A 16,757-nucleotide genomic window follows, 5' to 3' on the forward strand; every position below is an offset into this window, starting at 1 on the left:
CTTAGTAAATCGGAAATTGTTCGCAGCTCTTTCCGATTTTTTTATTCCTTGAATTTTATTCTTTCATTTTTCTTCATGTTTTTAGTGGTTATTTAATTAGTATTTGATTGTTTTTTATGGTATAATTTATGCCATGAATGTCATTAAAATAGCTCATAACTTTTTCTATAGATTCATCGCTAAAACTTGCATTGAATTTTTCGCTGGCTAGTTTTTCATTTTTGTTTACAATTGTAACATTATAGCGTCTTTCAAGTTTTGTAATTATATTTTTGAAAGTCATATTTCTAAAAGTCAAACCGCCATTAATCCATGAAGTATAAATATCAGTGATTACAGGTTTGGTAGAAATTAGTGTGTTTTCTTTATTAAAACTTCCTCTGTAACCGGGTTTTAAAATGGTATTTTTTGCAGCGTCAAATTCTTCATTCGTACGATACATTCCAACAGAACCTTCTACTAAAACCACATCTGTTGCAGCATCTTCAGGATAATTAGAAACGTTGAAATGAGTTCCCAGAACACGCACATTCAAGGCATCGGCATTTACTATAAAAGGATGTTTTTTATCTTTGGCAACATCAAAAAAAGCTTCACCATCAAGAAATACCTGTCTGTTTTCGCCGGCAATAAATTTTACAGGATATTTTAGTGTTGTTCCGGAGTTAAGATGCACAAGGGTTCCGTCAGACAATTGCAATCTGAATTTTTTGCCATACGGAATTTTGATTGTATTGTAAGTTACTTTCTCCAGATCAGTATTATTGTCGTAAACAATTTTGTCTCCATCCTGATTTCCAACTACATTTCCGTCAGCATCTTTCACGACAACTTTATTGTTTTCGGATATGATTTGCGTATTTCCATTTTCTAATTGCAAGACGATGTCAGTACTTTTAAAATCAAATTTTGGCTGAGGTTTAGTAGTAAAAGCTCCTTTTTGATAAGCAAATCCAATTCCGAATAGAACGACCACAGAAGCTGCAATTGAAATATACTTTCTGAAATTTGATTTTTTAGGAGTAATTTCTATCACAGTTTCCTCTTCTTTTGTGTTTGCGAGAATAGAAGCAAAAATAGAATCTGCGGTTTGCTGATTCATTTTGGGCATTTCGCTCAAAAGATTTTGAATGTCTTCTACTGAAGGAAAATCATCCGTAAGTTTATTTTTTTTGTAATAGGCAATTACCTCGTTTGTTTCTTCGGGTGTACATTGGTTTAAAACAAACTTTTGCAAAAGGTTTTTTATTTCAGAATTTGAATTCATTACGAATTGATTTTAGGGCTGGGTTTTATATAATACAGTTGAAAGCAAATTGAGTACTACTCAAACGTTGTAATTTTTTTAATTTTAACATTTGTATGTACGATTATTGCATGGGTAAAACTCGTTAAGTGCTGATTTTGTTGATATTTTTTGATTGAAACTTTAAAAGTATATATTTTAATATTTTTTAAATTCTAGGGGTTTTTTAGGCTCAAGAAGTTGTTTTGTCATTTCGACGGAGGAGAAATCACACTAGAAAATCGACAAAGATTGGTGCTTTTAGGAGCGGAATAACGAGTGTGATTTCTCCTCCGTCGAAATGAAAAGATTGTGGTAATTTGGATTCAGAAGAATTTCCCATTTATATTAAGCTCTTTCGCTTAAGCACAAAAAAAATCACCCGAAAAGAGTGATTTTAATGGTTAACATTTGGTTTTTTGGTTTAGATAATTTCATCATGAACGTGAAAAAAGACTCGCATCGATTCTAATGCTTTGCTCATTTGGTTCCTGACGGTATTGATAGAGATGCCGAGTTCCTGGCTTATTTCTTCGTAACTCATGCCTTTTTTTCGGGACATCTTAAAAATTTGCTTTCGTTTAGGCGGTAATTTATTCATGGCTTCCTTTCGTAGCTTTTTGCAATCGGCTTCCCGAATAGAGTAATCGCCATAATCATGCGATTTCTGACTTTCATAAAAAATTTCTTCTTTAAGCAAGGCGTCATTTGCTGCCTTATTCAAAAAATTAAAAGCCTGATTTCTGGCAATAGTAAAAATATAAGCTTTGAATGATTGTTCAAGATTCAAGTTCTCACGATGTTGCCAGACTTTCATAAAAACATCCTGTACATTCTCTTCAGCAGCTTCTTTTGATTTTAATAAACTAATGCTATAACCATAGATATCCTGATAGTATAAATCAAAAAGTTTACGAAATGCTTTTTCGTTGCCGTTTTTGAGTTCACTCACCAATATTTTTTCGTTATGGTCTGTTGTTTCTAACATTAATTTAATTAGTCTTTATTTAATTCTAATTATATTATGATACTATCAAAATGGGTACTCTAATTTACTGACTGGTTAGCAAATATATAAAAATATTATTCGCAACAAATTTTATTAAAAAAAACTTAATTCTATTTTTTTTAATAAAATAACTGCTGAATGCCAGTAAAGGTATTGGTAAATGGCTTTTTATCAAGTCTATATAATTTTGCCTGATATTTTATAAATTAATTATTCTCTTGTGTCTTTATTGAGAATATTCTTATTGTAGCTATTATTAAATGACAATTTGGTAATAAGAAAATCCCTGTATCTTTCTTTACAGAATGATACAGGGATTATATATAATTAGATAGAATTTGAGTATTCTTATCTGTTCTAAAATGATTAGTTTTTCAAGTCTTTAATTACTTTAAAAGCAACATCAACCTGATCTTCACCAACTAAAATGGTAAATTCGTTTGAAGTAGAAATTACCTCATTAATAATAATTCCTTCCCACGCTAAACGTTGAAAAATGAAATAATAGATACCTGGAACCACAATATTTTCTTTTGGTAATTTTACAGTAATAGATGCCAGATTATCTAATTTCTGAATTAATTTTTCACGCATAAAATGTTTCTCAACCAAATGGTTTACACTGCTGCTAACCACGATGTTAGTTTCGTTTACGCCACGTGATGAAGTATAAAATATATCTGATAAAGCATTAATATCAGAAATTAAATCAGCTTGTTTGTTTAGAACAGTTTCAGAAGCTGCAAAAGTGTAATCCGTTAATTCAGAGCGAACAGTTATTTCGCCAATATTCTTGATTACCTTATTTATTTTATGATTCAATTTAAAATCCAATTCTTCTGTAAGTCGTTTTAGAGACATTACAACAGCGCCTTGTTTCACTTCTTTACCAAATTCACTTTCTAATTCGGTCATAATGTTCCGGGAAAGCGACGTCAGGTTGATAATTCCAAGCGATAACGCATTTAATAAAAAGGGTTTTGTTTTGATGTAATTTTCGACGATAGAAGAAACGGTTTTCATAGTTTTTTTTCTTTTTTTTTGTAACTTAATTGTGCTGGTTTAGTTATAGAGGTGTTATAAATCTTCGCAAATATAAATAAAAAAACAATTTGTTACAAATATAACAATAAAAAATTATGTTAAAAATGGTAAAAAGCATCTGTAAGATGTTCAATTGCAAATGTTTCGCCATTTCTATGGATTGCGATGATGTCAAATCTTACATCAAAATCTATATCCCTATAGTTTATGTAGGCATTTACTGCTTTTATCAGCAGCTGAATTTTTTTTGGTTTAACAAAATCTTGCGGAGCACCAAAATCTAAACTAGATCTTGTTTTTACTTCTACGATGGCTAAAACAGAGTCTTTTTGGGCGATAATATCTATTTCGGCCTTCTGAAAAGTCCAATTTCGTTCTAAAATTTTATAACCTTCTTTTTGGAGATATTCTACAGCAAGTTCTTCACCTTTTTTTCCGAGTTCATTATGTTCAGCCATATTTTTTTAGTTTTCAGTCTCAGTTTTTCAGTATTAGTTAGATATATGTTAGAAATGTAGATACACGCAAAGGCACAAAGTCGCAAAGCCTGATTGTACAGCTTTGTGACTTTGCGTCTTTACGAAAAATTATGTTGTGGTATTTTTTCTTATTTAAAAGAAAACAGAATCAGGTAATTATTTTTGAAAAGAAACAGTACTTCCGGTTTCATTTACTTCTATAGAAATGGTACTTCCCATTATCAAAGCTCTATTATCCTGAATATGTCCTGCCGGAAAGTTAAAGATTACCGGAATATTGTATTTTTTAGTAACATCGTCTACTATTTCGACTGCGTTTTTGCCCCACGGAACTTCGTTGTCTTTCATTTTCGTCATTCCGCCAACGATAATTCCTTTCAGGTTTTCGATACAGCCATTGCGTCTAAGATTCATCATCATACGATCAATATGATAAAGATATTCATCAAGATCTTCGATAAATAAAATTTTATCCTTGCAGTCAATTGCTGATGGAGATCCTAATAAACTATATAAAATAGATAAATTTCCGCCCACTAATTCACCCGTTGCTTTACCAAAACGATTCATTTTGTCCGGACCAATTGTATAGGATAATGGTTCGCCAAACAAACTTGATTTCATTGAGCTAATAGCGGCAGGAGTGGCACGCGGAATCGTAACAGGCATTACGCCATGAATCGATTTATATCCCATTGTGTTTAAATGATTGTGTAAAACTGTCACATCACTAAACCCTATAATCCATTTGGGATGTTGCTTAAATTTTGTAAAATCAAGTAAATCAATCATTCTTACAGTTCCATATCCGCCACGAACACACCAGATTGCCTTAATATTAGGATTGTCTAATTGATGCTGAAAATCGGCAGCACGCTGTTCATCAGTTCCGGCAAGCTGATTAAAATCAAGTCCGATCGAGGTTCCTACAACAGCTTCTAAACCCCAGCTTTTTAGTAAATCAATAGTTGGTTTTAAGTTATCATCGATATTTTTTCTGGCAGTTGCTAAAATGGCAACAGTATCTCCTTTTTGTAAATAGGGTGGTGTTATCATGTTTTGTTGAGATTGACAATTGAATGAATGCAAAGCAAAAATAAGGAATATGAATGTACAATGAGAAAAGTAATTCTTGAAGTTCTGGATTGGGCTCATTTTCATAGTTTCTTTGCTAGTTCATTATAAAGGTAAACAAATATAGAAATTTAAAAAATTAAAATAATTAGAAAATTCTTACAAATAGATTAATTTACTTAAATTGAACTTTTTAAAATATCAAAATTCATGAGGATTATCAGATTACATTTTTATTTAATTGCATTTCTTTCACTTTCGATTTCGTGGTGCCAGTCTAAAAAATATACAATTCATACCGTTGCGTTTTACAATTTCGAAAATCTTTTCGACACCATAAACGATCCAACAACTCATGATGATGAATGGACACCAAGCGGATCGCAACATTGGACCAAAGAAAAATACGAACTGAAACTGAAAAACCTTGCAAGGGTTTTATCCGAAATTGGAACTGCCGATAATCCTAATGGACCAACATTAATAGGTGGTTCTGAAATTGAAAACCGTGGTGTTCTTGAAGATTTAATCAAACAGCCTAAATTGCAGCATCTTGACTACGGAATCATACATTTTGACTCACCGGACAAACGCGGAATCGATGTGGCGTTGCTGTATCAAAAGAAATATTTCAGACCAACATCGTATTCGAATATACCTTTATATATCTATAAAAATAATGCAATTGAAAAAGAGGAGAATAAAGTAGAAACTGATGATGAAGTCGAAATAAAAACAGTAAATAACAATAGGATATTTACAAGAGATCAGCTTTTGATTACTGGTTTTCTGGAGGGTGAGGAGATTCATATTATTGTCAATCACTGGCCATCGAGATCCGGAGGAGAGAAAAAGAGCAGTCCGTTTCGTGAATTGGCAGGAAGTTTAAATCGAAGAATTATCGATTCGCTACAGCAAATAAATCCCAATGCAAAAGTAATGACTATGGGAGATTTAAACGATGGTCCTTTTAATCGCAGTGTAAAATTGGCGCTCGGGGCAAAAGCAAAAAAAAGTGAAGTTCCGGAATTTGGTGTTTTTAACCCCTTTGAAGAAATGGCTGTAAAAGGTATGGGAACGATCGCTTTTAGGGATTCCTGGGATATTTTTGACCAGATTATCATAACTGAATCTCTTATAAAACCTGATTTCCTGACTTTTAAATTCTGGAAAGCCGGGATATTCAATACACCCTTTCTTATTACAACTTCGGGACAATATAAAGGATATCCGCTTCGGCATACTTTAACCGAAGTTGGTTTTAGCGATCATTTTCCTGTTTACATTTATTTGATAAAAGAGATGAAATAGATCTAATTGTAGTTTTCAGTCGCACTCTCAGTTTTCAGGATATTGTGACCGTAAACTGTGACTGTAAACTGAACACTTTTTATTAACTTAGCTAAAACTTATTACCACTAAAAATGTCAATAGCAAAACCCTTCAACTTAAATAAATGGATCGAAGAAAACCGTCATTTATTAAAACCACCTGTTGCAAATAAAAATCTTTATGTAGATTCCGGCGACTATATTGTCATGATTGTTGCTGGACCTAACGCCCGTAAAGATTACCATTATAACGAAACCGAAGAACTTTTTTATCAACTCGAAGGCAGTATAAAAGTTGTTATTCAGGAAGATGGCGAACGCAAAGAAATGGAATTACATGCCGGAGATATGTATCTTCATCCAGCAAAAATTCCGCATTCTCCCGTTCGTTCAGAAGGTTCTATAGGTTTAGTAATCGAGCGAAAACGCGCCGGAAAAGGATATACAGACGGATTGCTATGGCATTGCGACAATTGTAATCATAAACTTTATGAAGTGTTTTTTGAACTTCATAATATCGAGAAAGATTTCTTACCACATTTTGAGCATTTCTATAATTCAGAAGAATTGAGAACCTGCGACAATTGCGGAACCGTAATGGAATCTGATCCCAGATTTGTAGCGAAAAAGTAATAGATCGAGTCACCGTATCCTAACAGGTTTTTAAAACCTGTTAGGATTTATATTAGAAGTAAAAATAAAATATTCGAATTAGAGCTTTTAGGATTTTAGTTTTTTGGAGCTATTTCCCGCTATCCGTTCCAATCTTTTGTTTTTTAAAGAAAAAAACAAAAGGATTTCCACTTCTATCGGGGCTATGACATCTTTTTTGTAAGAATTATTGTTTGATCAAGAAAAAATATGATTATCTTTGTCTCATAAATGATATAAAATTAAATCAAAAATGATACAAGAAATTATCACATATAAAAATATTGTAAATAGCATTGAAGATTTAATGAATAAGTCTCCACTAAAAAAGAGCTATATTATTGAAAAAGCGGGTATTCCGAGTCCTACTTTTTATAGAAAACTAAAAACCCAGACTTTTACTCCGGATGAGATGCTTTCTATTGCGAAAATACTTTCTCCTGAAGAAAATTTTAGATTAGAGTTGATAAAAGGGATTGAACAAGGAAAACGTGACTTTGAAGAAGGTAATTTTATTACTCATGAAGAAATGTTATTGGAGTTGAAAAGTAAGGGCATACTTTAATTATGAACATTAATTTTTAGGTTTCTGACGATTATCCCAAAAAATAATTAAAACAATAGAATCATTATGTATTTCGTAATGTAGAGAGATTTGCTTAGAAATCAATACAACATTACATTTTAAATCCATTTTATATTTTCCCAAATAAGGATTTTGTATAAGTAGATTGATAGTGTGTATTGTATTTTCTAGGAATTTTTTCGCTGTTTCTTGATTCCAATGATGTAGCAAATAATTTCTATTACTATAAAAAGTATATTTTGCTTCAGCTGACCAAATAATTTTCATTTTGTAAATTTATAAAAATAAACTTACAAAAATGTGTTTTGCTTTCAATAAGATTGAAGAAATTTGTCTTAAAAATAGTTATTACAATTCAAACTTTTTCCCTTGTTCAGGATAAATAATCTTCAATTCTAAATCATTTTGCTTTTGCACTTGTTCTTTAAGTTTGATGATGTTTTTAGTTGGTGGTTTCAAATGCGTAACAATAATATTGAAACCTTTCAAAGTTCCTTTGCCGGATAAATCTTCTAAAGTATGAAGTTCTTTCATTAAATGATTAGGAGTCAAATGTCCGAACAAAAATTGATCCGGTTGTTCATTTGGGAATGAAACTTCAATAAAAATTCCTTTTAGTTGTTTGTTTTTTATAAGAGGAGCAATTGCAGTCCAAAGTAATTTTAACTTATCACTTTTTTCTACCGTGTCCGGTCCTGTGTCTCCTAAATAAAGCACGTAGGATTCTCCATTTCTAATTAGGAAAGCGGTACTTTCAAACGGATTGACATGACTTAACGGAAATGCTTTTGCCGTCATTGTTGTATTGGTAATTGGAGTTTCTTCTCCTATATTTAAAGTCTGAAAACGATATTTTTTTAACGGCTTTCCAAGACCTTTATCGCCAAAATTCGCCCAGGTTTCATCGTTAAAATAATGATTTTCCATCATTTCCATACATTTATCTGTTGCATAAACTGTTTTAGACGAATCAGCAGGAGAATTTATAATCAATCCCGAAACATGATCTAAATGTGCATGCGAAATAAAATATCCTTTAATATATTTTCGTAAAACTTCGCTTGTTGAAACCTTAAAAACCTTGTTTTCGATTGCTTTTTCGATTCCGGCATTTATAGTTCCGGCATCAAGAGAAATAAAATCATTTGTATGTATTGGAGCGACTAAATAAGCGGAAAGATTTTTTTCGTCAATTCCTCCTTTTATTCCTAATGGAACAACCTGAAAAGAAGCTTTTTGCTCTTTTTGTGAAAATGCGTGAAGTGAAATTAAAAAGAAGCAGATTAAAAAACGATTAAAAGCAGACATATTTAAGTAATTTTGTTTTTACAAAGTTCCTGAATTATGCCGAATAAATAGAGGAATATTTCTTTAAATGAGTTTAATTAATCCTAAGTTTACTTGATTTTAACAACTGACTTCGATTAAAATTCAACTCGAAACAATATCTTTACATAAAAATATAACAATTTTAACTAAAAAAGTTACAATGACAACAATAGCATCACAATTTGGAATGAATGAGGCTCTGGAAAAATTGGGCATCAAATTGATAAATGAAGGAACATCGACAGGTGTTGAAAATTTTTCGTCAGGAGAAATTTTAGATAGTTTTTCACCGGTTGACGGAAAATTAATTGCTTCGGTAAAAACATCAACACTTGAAGATTATGAAAAAGTGATGCGTTCAGCAACAGAAGCTTTTAAAACATTCCGTTTAATTCCTGCGCCACAACGCGGGGAAATTGTGCGTCAGTTTGGGCAAAAGTTACGTGAAAATAAAGATGCACTTGGTAAATTGGTTTCTTACGAAATGGGAAAATCATTGCAGGAAGGGTATGGCGAGGTTCAGGAAATGATCGATATATGCGATTTTGCAGTTGGTTTATCTCGTCAGCTTCACGGATTAACAATGCATTCTGAAAGACCGGGACACCGTATGTATGAGCAATATCATTCGTTAGGAATTGTAGGGATTATTTCGGCATTCAACTTTCCGGTTGCTGTTTGGTCCTGGAATACTGCTTTAGCCTGGATTTCCGGAGATGTATGTGTTTGGAAACCTTCTGAAAAAACACCTCTTTGCGGAATTGCCTGCCAAAATATCATCGCTCAGGTTATTAAAGAAAATAATTTACCGGAAGGAATTTCATGTTTGATTAATGGAGATTATCAAATTGGTGAATTGATGACAAAAGATACTCGTATTCCTTTAATTTCTGCTACGGGTTCAACCCGAATGGGAAAAATTGTAGCTCAAACTGTTGCTGGACGTTTAGGGAAATCATTACTAGAATTAGGAGGAAATAATGCTATTATTGTTACTCCTGATGCTGATATTAAGATGACCGTGATTGGTGCTGTTTTTGGTGCGGTAGGAACTGCCGGACAACGTTGTACATCGACTCGCCGCTTGATCATTCACGAAAGTATTTATGATAAAGTTAAAGACGCTTTAATAGCAGCTTACAAACAATTGCGAATAGGAAATCCGCTTGACGAAAACAATCATGTTGGTCCGCTAATCGACACACATGCTGTCGAAATGTATGCAGTAGCTTTGAATAAAGTAGTTGCCGAAGGAGGGAAAATTTTGGTTGAAGGAGGAGTGCTTTCCGGCGAAGGTTATGAAAGTGGCTGTTATGTAAAACCAGCAATTGCGGAGGCTCAGAATTCATATGCTATTGTACAGCACGAAACATTTGCTCCTGTTTTATACCTAATTAAATATTCTGGAGATGTTGATAATGCAATCGAAATCCAGAACGGAGTAGGGCAAGGTTTATCATCTGCAATTATGACGAACAATTTACGTGAAGCCGAAAGATTTTTATCAGTTGTAGGTTCTGATTGCGGAATTGCTAATGTAAATATCGGAACTTCCGGAGCTGAAATTGGTGGTGCTTTTGGTGGTGAAAAAGAAACCGGAGGTGGTCGTGAATCCGGATCTGATGCCTGGAAAATTTATATGCGTCGTCAAACAAATACAATCAATTATACAACGAGTTTACCTTTGGCACAAGGAATCAAATTTGATTTGTAATATTAAATAGATCTAATGAAAACCGCTTGTTTCATTTATCGGAATAAGCGGTTTTTTATAAATAAAAAGGCTTCCAATCTGGAAGCCTTTTAGTTTTTGATCAATTTATTTCTTTAAAATTGTTTGTGTAAACGAACCTTCATTAGTACTTACTTTTACTAAATAAGTTCCCGGAATTAATTGATTCAGATCAATGCTTTCTGTGTCTTTTCCAGCGCTTTTAACCAATAATCCAGATAAATTATAAACTAAAATCTGTTCTACTTTTTGATTTACGTTCGATAAGTATAAAGTGTTCGTTACCGGATTTGGGTATAGAATTACCTTAGATTCAGTTGCCGTTTCTGTTTCAGTCAATTCTGTAGTTTGTGCCATTTTTGCTGTACCGCTATTGTATTTTGTGCTTATATAAAATAAATTGGCAACAGATCCTTTTGTTATAGTGTTAGCACCTGCAGGTATCGAAGCAGTAACTATTCCGGAAGATGCCGTATACGAAACATTATTTACTTTTATTGTACCTGTAAAGTTTGAATCGAATATTAAGGTAAGTGTAGAAGCGCTAGTGGTCGTGTAAGTAATCGATGTGCTTGATTCGATTTTTAAACGTGCCGTTAATGTTAATCCTGCATATGTTACAGACCCGTCAGCCGAATTCATATTACCTGTTATGGTGTAAAATGAACTCGTTTTTCCTGATGTGGTAAAATTATGAATCTGATCTGTACCCGGATTATTTGTTGTTACTGTAATTGTTCCTGATCCTGTAGTTGCTGTTCCTGTTCCGGTTGTAACAATAGAATAGGAGACGGTTGCTGTTGGAGTACCTGAAATAGTGATCGTTTTTGCCGAAGTATTTTTTATAAAACTAATTCCAGACGCTGGTAATCCGGTTACAGTTGCGTCAGTTGCGCTGCCTCCCCAGGTAAAAACGATTGATCCAATTGCTGTTCCGCTTGCTACAGTTTGATTGTTGTTAGAAGTAGAAGTAAGTGTTTGCGCACTTGCTGCCGAAACCGTAATTGTTCCTGATCCTGTGGCAACTGTTCCGGTTCCTGTAGTTGTTATAGAATAGGAGATTGTTGCTGTTGGTGTACCGGAAATCGTAATAGTTTTTGCTGTCGCATTTTTTACAAATGTAATTCCTGATGCAGGTAATCCTGTTACTGTTGCATCAGTTGCAGTTCCGCCCCAGGTAAAAACAATAGAGCTAATTGCAGTTCCGCTTGTTACGGTCTGGTTATTATTTGTTGTAGAAGTAAGTGTCTGCGGGTTTGCGGGTGGAGTTCCTTCACCTTGTACAGAAACTAATGTTGATGTATAATTCGTAAGTGCAGATTTTAATGCTGTAATCACTAACGATGATTTATCATCTACACTATTATTAAAAGTCCATTTTAAATCACCCCCGGAAACACGTCCTGCATATTGTGTTGTTTTTGTTTTGGCGACAGCAGGCTGATCTATCACTAAGTTTTTTACATAGAAAGCAGCGTTTGTATCAAAGTTATTATAGTTATTTGCTCCTGATTTAGATTTTACGTTACTGCTTACAATCTCACCTCGAGTTGAGGCAACATAAGCATCAAAGTCAGTTGTAGAGCTTATTTTTCCTGATATGTTGTATAAAGGGTTTGTATCTCCGTAAGCAACAAAACGCATATTGTTTGTAGCAATATCTGCATCAAAAGTATTGTTAAATGCTTTAATAGAACCTCCGGCTTCACCTGAAAACGTTCCCATTGTTCCGGCATTATTTACTTGATTAGTTTCATCCCAAATATCACTTCCCTGCAATGATGTAAGCATTGGATATTTACTATTTCTATAATAATTTCCTTCTACAAATAAAGAAGAACCCAATGTAGAACCTGATCCGTATTTTGAAACTCCGTCAAAATAATTATTATAGATGTGTGCCGAATAATAACGAACACGTGGATGACGAGAATCTGAATGATCGAACCAGTTATGATGATAGGTGATGTACAGACCACTTGTGGTGCCTTCACTTAATCCTAACAGACTTGCTTTACCACTGTCCCAAAAATGATTATAAGCTAAAGTAATGTAAGTCGATGTTTTATTGTCTAAAGCACCGTCTCCTTTTATTTGGTCAGCATCACTGCCGGCGTTTCCATAAAATAAATCGCAGTTATGTACCCAAACGTGATCATTATCTTGTTGCATGCCAATATTGTCGCCCGCTGTACTATTGCAGTTCATCACGCCAATATTACTAACTTCAATATTCGATGCTGATTTAAGGCGAACTCCCCAGCCATTTGCAACGGCATCTGTTCCAACTCCTTCTAAAGTAATGTAGCTCGAAGCATTATTAGCATTCTCAATTACAACATCTCCGCCTTCCATCACCGTCATGTCAGTAATATTTCCTATCAAACGAATAATAAACGGACGTGTGTCTTTTCCTTTTTTAATCGCATATAAAATATTTTGCAAACCAACACAAGGATTTGAACTGGCACCGGTAATATCCATTGAAATTGTATTTTTTGTATTTTGAGTAATGTACAAAATCACGGCACCTGCTTTTGGAGTTCCATCAGCATTATAACCGCCGGGAATACGTCCTCCATCAAAAGCAAAACCATTACGATCCTGTGCTAATACATTTAAATTGCTTGTTACAGAACCTGTTCCTTCAGTTCCTGATAGCACAGGTTTTACTTTTACAGTATAAGTTCCGGCTTTAAGACCCGGAATATCTGCTCTGTAATACGAGCCATAGTTTCTTATAAGTTGATCGTCGATTTTTTTGTCAACAAAACCATTACCGGTATAATACACATTGTAAGTTTGAGCATTGCTTACGGGTTGCCATTTTACAAAAGCAGATTCCAGCCAGCCCGAAGCTTCGTTAATTTGAACTTGTTGGGCCCATGTTTGAATACTGACTAAAAAGAGCGTCAGAATAAGTAGGTTTTTTTTCATAATTGTGGTTTTTTGTTAATAAAGTTTTTTGTGGTTTTTTGATTATCGAAATTACATGATCAATTGTAATCGATTGCACAAAAATATATTTATTTTCTTAATTATGTAAAAAATGTATAAATAAAAAACATTAACAATAAAAAATTAAGTGTTTAAATAGTGATTATGTAATAAATTACATAAAATGCAATTTATTACATAATGTAGGAAAACTTCGTTAGATGCTAATTTTGTTATGAATGATGAGAAAATAAAACATGAAATTTTCTTCTGTAAATGCTAAATATCATATTTTCAATTGGTTTCAATCTTTAATTATTAAAATAGGAAAAAAGCTATTTTTTTTTAATTTAAGTAAATGTTTTTTTTATGATTTTAATCCTTTTTTAGAAAAATTGCAATAGAATTTGAATGAAAATATCAGCTTTTTAGTTCGATATTAAGTCAGAATTTGACTTTATTTAAAGCAGAAAAGGCTCCCAATTTGGAAGCCTTTTCTGTTGAAATGGATTTTGTAATTTATTTTTTTATAATTTTTTTACTGAATGTACCTTTGTCAGTTGTTATTCTAACAATATAATTTCCAGTGATTAAATCGCTTAAGTCTATAGATTGAGTTTCTTTTACTGTGGTTTTTAATAATGTTCCTAATAAGTTATAAATCTCAACCTTCTGAATGTTTTCTGAAGAGATATTTAGTTCACTAATTACTGGATTAGGGTATAATGATACTTTAGCAGATTCTATATTTTGATCTATACCTAATGTGCTATATGCTGTTTTCACATAAAATAAATTTGCTGTATCTTTTTTTGCAATTGTGTGACTTCCGGCAGGGATAGTTAAGGTTATAATTCCTGAAGTTGCAGTATAATTTGTTCCATCAATTTTTGCAGTTCCCGCAGCTTCAACAAATACGAGTGTTAGTGTACTTGGTTGTGTTGTGGTGTAAGTAACAGTAGTTGCAGTTTCCATTTTTAAGCACTGCGTTAAAGTCAAGCCATTATAAGTAACAGTTCCTTTATTTGTAGCAAGGTTTCCGGTAATGGTATAGAACGTGCTTGTTTTTCCTGACAATGTAAAATCATGAATCTGATTTCCTGGCGCTGGCGCAGTAGTTCCATCAAGTGTTATTGTACCTGATAATTTTGCAGGAGTTCCTCCAGTACCGTTTGTTGTAATAGAAAAAGAAATGCTTGCCGTTGGAGTACCTGTTATTGTTATTGTTTTATCTGTTGTGTTTTTTACAAATGTTATTCCTGATGCAGGTAAACCTGTTACGGTTGCATCTGTTGCATCGCCGCCCCACGTAAAAATCATTGGCTCAATTGTAGTTGCTGCAACTACAGTCTGATTAATGTCACTATCTGTAGTTAAAGTCTGGCTGCTTTCAATAGTTGGAATTTCGTTTTGTACCGCAACTAATGTACTTGTATAATTAGAAAGTGCTGATTTCAGTGCTGCAATTACGTTAGATGATTTGTCGTCTACTGCATTGTTGAATGTCCATTTTAAGTCTCCACCTGTAACTCTGCCTGCATATTGCATCACTTTAGTTTTTGCAACAGAAGGTTCATCTATCACTAAATTTTTTACATAAAGTGAGGCATCAGTGTCAAAGTTGTTATATGTATTTGCTCCCAGAAAAGATTTTACAGTGCTTGGTACCTGATCTCCACGGTTTGTTGGAACATAGGCGTCAAAGTCAATTGTAGCATTTGTTTTTCCTGAAATGTTGTATGAAGGATTTGTATCTCCATATGCAACAAAACGCATACTGTTAGTCGCAATATCAGCATCAAATATGTTGTTGAAAGCTTTAATGTTTCCTCCGGGTTCACCTGAAAATGTTCCTACCGTTCCTGCATTGTTTTTTTGAGCTGCTTCATCCCATGCATCCGTTCCCTGCATCGAAATCATCATTGGGTTTTTGCTGTTGCGAAAATAATTTCCTTCTACAAATAAAGAAGATCCAAGGGTTGATCCTGCTCCATACTTTGAATTTCCGTCATAATAATTGTTATAGATATGTGCAGAATAATAACGAACACGCGGATGGCGTGAATCAGAATGATCAAACCAGTTATGATGATAAGTTATGTATAAACCGACTGTTGTTCCTTCGCTTAGTCCTAGTAAACTTGCTTTTCCGCTGTCCCAAAAGTGGTTATACGCTAATGTAATATAGGTTGAATTTTTATTGTCTAATGCTCCATCTCCTTTTATTTGATCGGCATCACTTCCTGCATCTCCATAAAATAAATCGCAATTATGAACCCAAATATGATCATTATCTTGCTGCATTCCAATATTATCACCGGCAGTACTGTTACAATTCATGAATCCAAGATTGCTAACTTCGATATTTGATGCTTTTTTAAGACGGATTCCCATACCGTTTACAACTGCATCGTTACCAATACCTTCTATGGTTACATAGCTATTGGCATTGTTTGCATTTTCGATTGTAATATCGCCGCCTTCCATTATTGTCATATCCGTAATGTTTCCAATCAATCGTATAATGAACGGACGTGTATCTTTTCCTTTTTTAATTCCGTAAAGAATATTTTGTAAACCAACACAAGGATTTGTACTGGCTCCGGTAATATTCATTGAAATTGTGTTTTTAGTATTTTGCGTAATGTATAGAATTACGGCATTATCTTTAGGAGTTCCATTGACTTTGTATCCTCCCGGAACGCGACCGCCTTCAAAAGCAAATCCTGTTCGATCTTGTGCGATTACCGTTAATGCTGGTGTTGTTGATCCGGATCCTTCTACTGTTGCAGTGACTGGTTTTATGGTTATGGTATAGCTTCCCGCGGCAAGTCCGGGAATGTCAGCGCGAAAGTACGTTCCGTAACTACGAATTAATTCGTTGTCTATTTTCTTGTTAGTTTGTCCGCCTCCTGTATAATAGACATTGTAAGTATCAGTTCCGTTAAGTGGAGTCCATTTTACAAAAGCTGATTCAAGCCAGCCTGATGATTCATTAATAACAACTTGTGACCATATTTGATAAGAAGTCATTAAAAGCATTAGATAAAGTAGTTTTTTTTTCATGTTTGTGGTTTTAAAGTTAGATAAAGCGTGGTTTTTTGTGGTTTAACTTTTTGATCGTCATTTACAAATAAATTGTAATCGATTACACAAACATAATCATAATTTTCATATTATTAATAATTTTGATATAAAAAATATATGACGTAAAAAAACGGTGATATTTTTATTTATTTTGTAATAAATTGCATTAAATGTAATTTATTACATATTCGAGATAGTAGGGCTTAATGAGAC

General features: G+C 33.5%; 13 protein-coding genes. 4 read left to right on the forward strand and 9 right to left on the reverse strand.

The features are described from left to right. Nucleotides 1-88 precede the first annotated feature (88 nt). From ASF10_RS00945 to ASF10_RS00965, 5 genes are all read right to left on the reverse strand, one after another. Nucleotides 89-1,267, reverse strand: coding sequence for a FecR family protein (locus ASF10_RS00945; RefSeq protein WP_056244132.1), 1,179 nt, complete (start codon nucleotides 1,265-1,267; stop codon nucleotides 89-91). Nucleotides 1,268-1,709: 442 nt separating this feature from the next. Next, nucleotides 1,710-2,273: an RNA polymerase sigma factor gene (locus ASF10_RS00950; protein WP_056244136.1), complete on the reverse strand. Its 564-nt coding sequence runs from the start codon at nucleotides 2,271-2,273 to the stop codon at nucleotides 1,710-1,712. A gap of 387 nt (nucleotides 2,274-2,660) precedes the next feature. Next, the gene (locus ASF10_RS00955) at nucleotides 2,661-3,317 is read right to left on the reverse strand and encodes a hypothetical protein (protein WP_008466087.1); all 657 of its coding nucleotides are present in this window, start codon (nucleotides 3,315-3,317) and stop codon (nucleotides 2,661-2,663) included. A gap of 119 nt (nucleotides 3,318-3,436) precedes the next feature. Then, complete coding sequence (locus ASF10_RS00960) at nucleotides 3,437-3,796, reverse strand: YraN family protein (protein ID WP_056244140.1); 360 nt, start codon at nucleotides 3,794-3,796, stop codon at nucleotides 3,437-3,439. A 177-nt stretch (nucleotides 3,797-3,973) separates the two neighbouring features. Continuing rightward, a complete protein-coding gene (locus ASF10_RS00965; RefSeq protein ID WP_056244143.1) occupies nucleotides 3,974-4,873 on the reverse strand; it encodes an LD-carboxypeptidase in 900 nt (299 codons plus the stop codon). A 228-nt stretch (nucleotides 4,874-5,101) separates the two neighbouring features. Between ASF10_RS00965 and ASF10_RS00970 the strand changes: the two genes are divergently transcribed. The 3 genes from ASF10_RS00970 (at nucleotide 5,102) to ASF10_RS00980 (ending at nucleotide 7,438) form a co-directional block, all read left to right on the forward strand. Further along, complete coding sequence (locus ASF10_RS00970) at nucleotides 5,102-6,202, forward strand: hypothetical protein (RefSeq protein WP_056244146.1); 1,101 nt, start codon at nucleotides 5,102-5,104, stop codon at nucleotides 6,200-6,202. A gap of 113 nt (nucleotides 6,203-6,315) precedes the next feature. Continuing rightward, a complete protein-coding gene (locus tag ASF10_RS00975; RefSeq protein ID WP_056244149.1) occupies nucleotides 6,316-6,855 on the forward strand; it encodes a 3-hydroxyanthranilate 3,4-dioxygenase in 540 nt (179 codons plus the stop codon). Between the two features lie 271 nt (nucleotides 6,856-7,126). Further along, a complete protein-coding gene (locus ASF10_RS00980) occupies nucleotides 7,127-7,438 on the forward strand; it encodes a hypothetical protein (RefSeq protein WP_056244152.1) in 312 nt (103 codons plus the stop codon). Nucleotides 7,439-7,447: 9 nt separating this feature from the next. Here the strand turns inward: ASF10_RS00980 and ASF10_RS00985 are convergent, their stop codons facing one another. Next, nucleotides 7,448-7,726: a type II toxin-antitoxin system RelE/ParE family toxin gene (locus ASF10_RS00985; protein ID WP_056244155.1), complete on the reverse strand. Its 279-nt coding sequence runs from the start codon at nucleotides 7,724-7,726 to the stop codon at nucleotides 7,448-7,450. An 81-nt stretch (nucleotides 7,727-7,807) separates the two neighbouring features. Next, entirely contained in the window at nucleotides 7,808-8,767 is a 960-nt protein-coding gene (locus ASF10_RS00990; protein ID WP_056244158.1) for an MBL fold metallo-hydrolase, read from the reverse strand. Nucleotides 8,768-8,948: 181 nt separating this feature from the next. Between ASF10_RS00990 and ASF10_RS00995 the strand changes: the two genes are divergently transcribed. Continuing rightward, entirely contained in the window at nucleotides 8,949-10,502 is a 1,554-nt protein-coding gene (locus tag ASF10_RS00995) for an aldehyde dehydrogenase family protein (RefSeq protein ID WP_056244161.1), read from the forward strand. A gap of 105 nt (nucleotides 10,503-10,607) precedes the next feature. Here the strand turns inward: ASF10_RS00995 and ASF10_RS01000 are convergent, their stop codons facing one another. Then, complete coding sequence (locus ASF10_RS01000) at nucleotides 10,608-13,457, reverse strand: T9SS type A sorting domain-containing protein (protein ID WP_056244165.1); 2,850 nt, start codon at nucleotides 13,455-13,457, stop codon at nucleotides 10,608-10,610. Nucleotides 13,458-13,976: 519 nt separating this feature from the next. After that, complete coding sequence (locus ASF10_RS01005) at nucleotides 13,977-16,523, reverse strand: T9SS type A sorting domain-containing protein (RefSeq protein ID WP_056244168.1); 2,547 nt, start codon at nucleotides 16,521-16,523, stop codon at nucleotides 13,977-13,979. Nucleotides 16,524-16,757: the final 234 nt, after the last annotated feature.

The sequence above is a fragment of the Flavobacterium sp. Leaf82 genome (assembly GCF_001422725.1).
Classification (GTDB): domain Bacteria; phylum Bacteroidota; class Bacteroidia; order Flavobacteriales; family Flavobacteriaceae; genus Flavobacterium.

Coding starts and splice junctions, on each gene's coding strand:
- ASF10_RS00945 (WP_056244132.1), bottom strand. CDS start 1,267: ATGAATTCAAATTCTGAAATAAAAAACCTTTTGCAAAAGTTTGTTTTA.
- ASF10_RS00950 (WP_056244136.1), bottom strand. CDS start 2,273: ATGTTAGAAACAACAGACCATAACGAAAAAATATTGGTGAGTGAACTC.
- ASF10_RS00955 (WP_008466087.1), bottom strand. CDS start 3,317: ATGAAAACCGTTTCTTCTATCGTCGAAAATTACATCAAAACAAAACCC.
- ASF10_RS00960 (WP_056244140.1), bottom strand. CDS start 3,796: ATGGCTGAACATAATGAACTCGGAAAAAAAGGTGAAGAACTTGCTGTA.
- ASF10_RS00965 (WP_056244143.1), bottom strand. CDS start 4,873: ATGATAACACCACCCTATTTACAAAAAGGAGATACTGTTGCCATTTTA.
- ASF10_RS00970 (WP_056244146.1), top strand. CDS start 5,102: ATGAGGATTATCAGATTACATTTTTATTTAATTGCATTTCTTTCACTT.
- ASF10_RS00975 (WP_056244149.1), top strand. CDS start 6,316: ATGTCAATAGCAAAACCCTTCAACTTAAATAAATGGATCGAAGAAAAC.
- ASF10_RS00980 (WP_056244152.1), top strand. CDS start 7,127: ATGATACAAGAAATTATCACATATAAAAATATTGTAAATAGCATTGAA.
- ASF10_RS00985 (WP_056244155.1), bottom strand. CDS start 7,726: ATGAAAATTATTTGGTCAGCTGAAGCAAAATATACTTTTTATAGTAAT.
- ASF10_RS00990 (WP_056244158.1), bottom strand. CDS start 8,767: ATGTCTGCTTTTAATCGTTTTTTAATCTGCTTCTTTTTAATTTCACTT.
- ASF10_RS00995 (WP_056244161.1), top strand. CDS start 8,949: ATGACAACAATAGCATCACAATTTGGAATGAATGAGGCTCTGGAAAAA.
- ASF10_RS01000 (WP_056244165.1), bottom strand. CDS start 13,457: ATGAAAAAAAACCTACTTATTCTGACGCTCTTTTTAGTCAGTATTCAA.
- ASF10_RS01005 (WP_056244168.1), bottom strand. CDS start 16,523: ATGAAAAAAAAACTACTTTATCTAATGCTTTTAATGACTTCTTATCAA.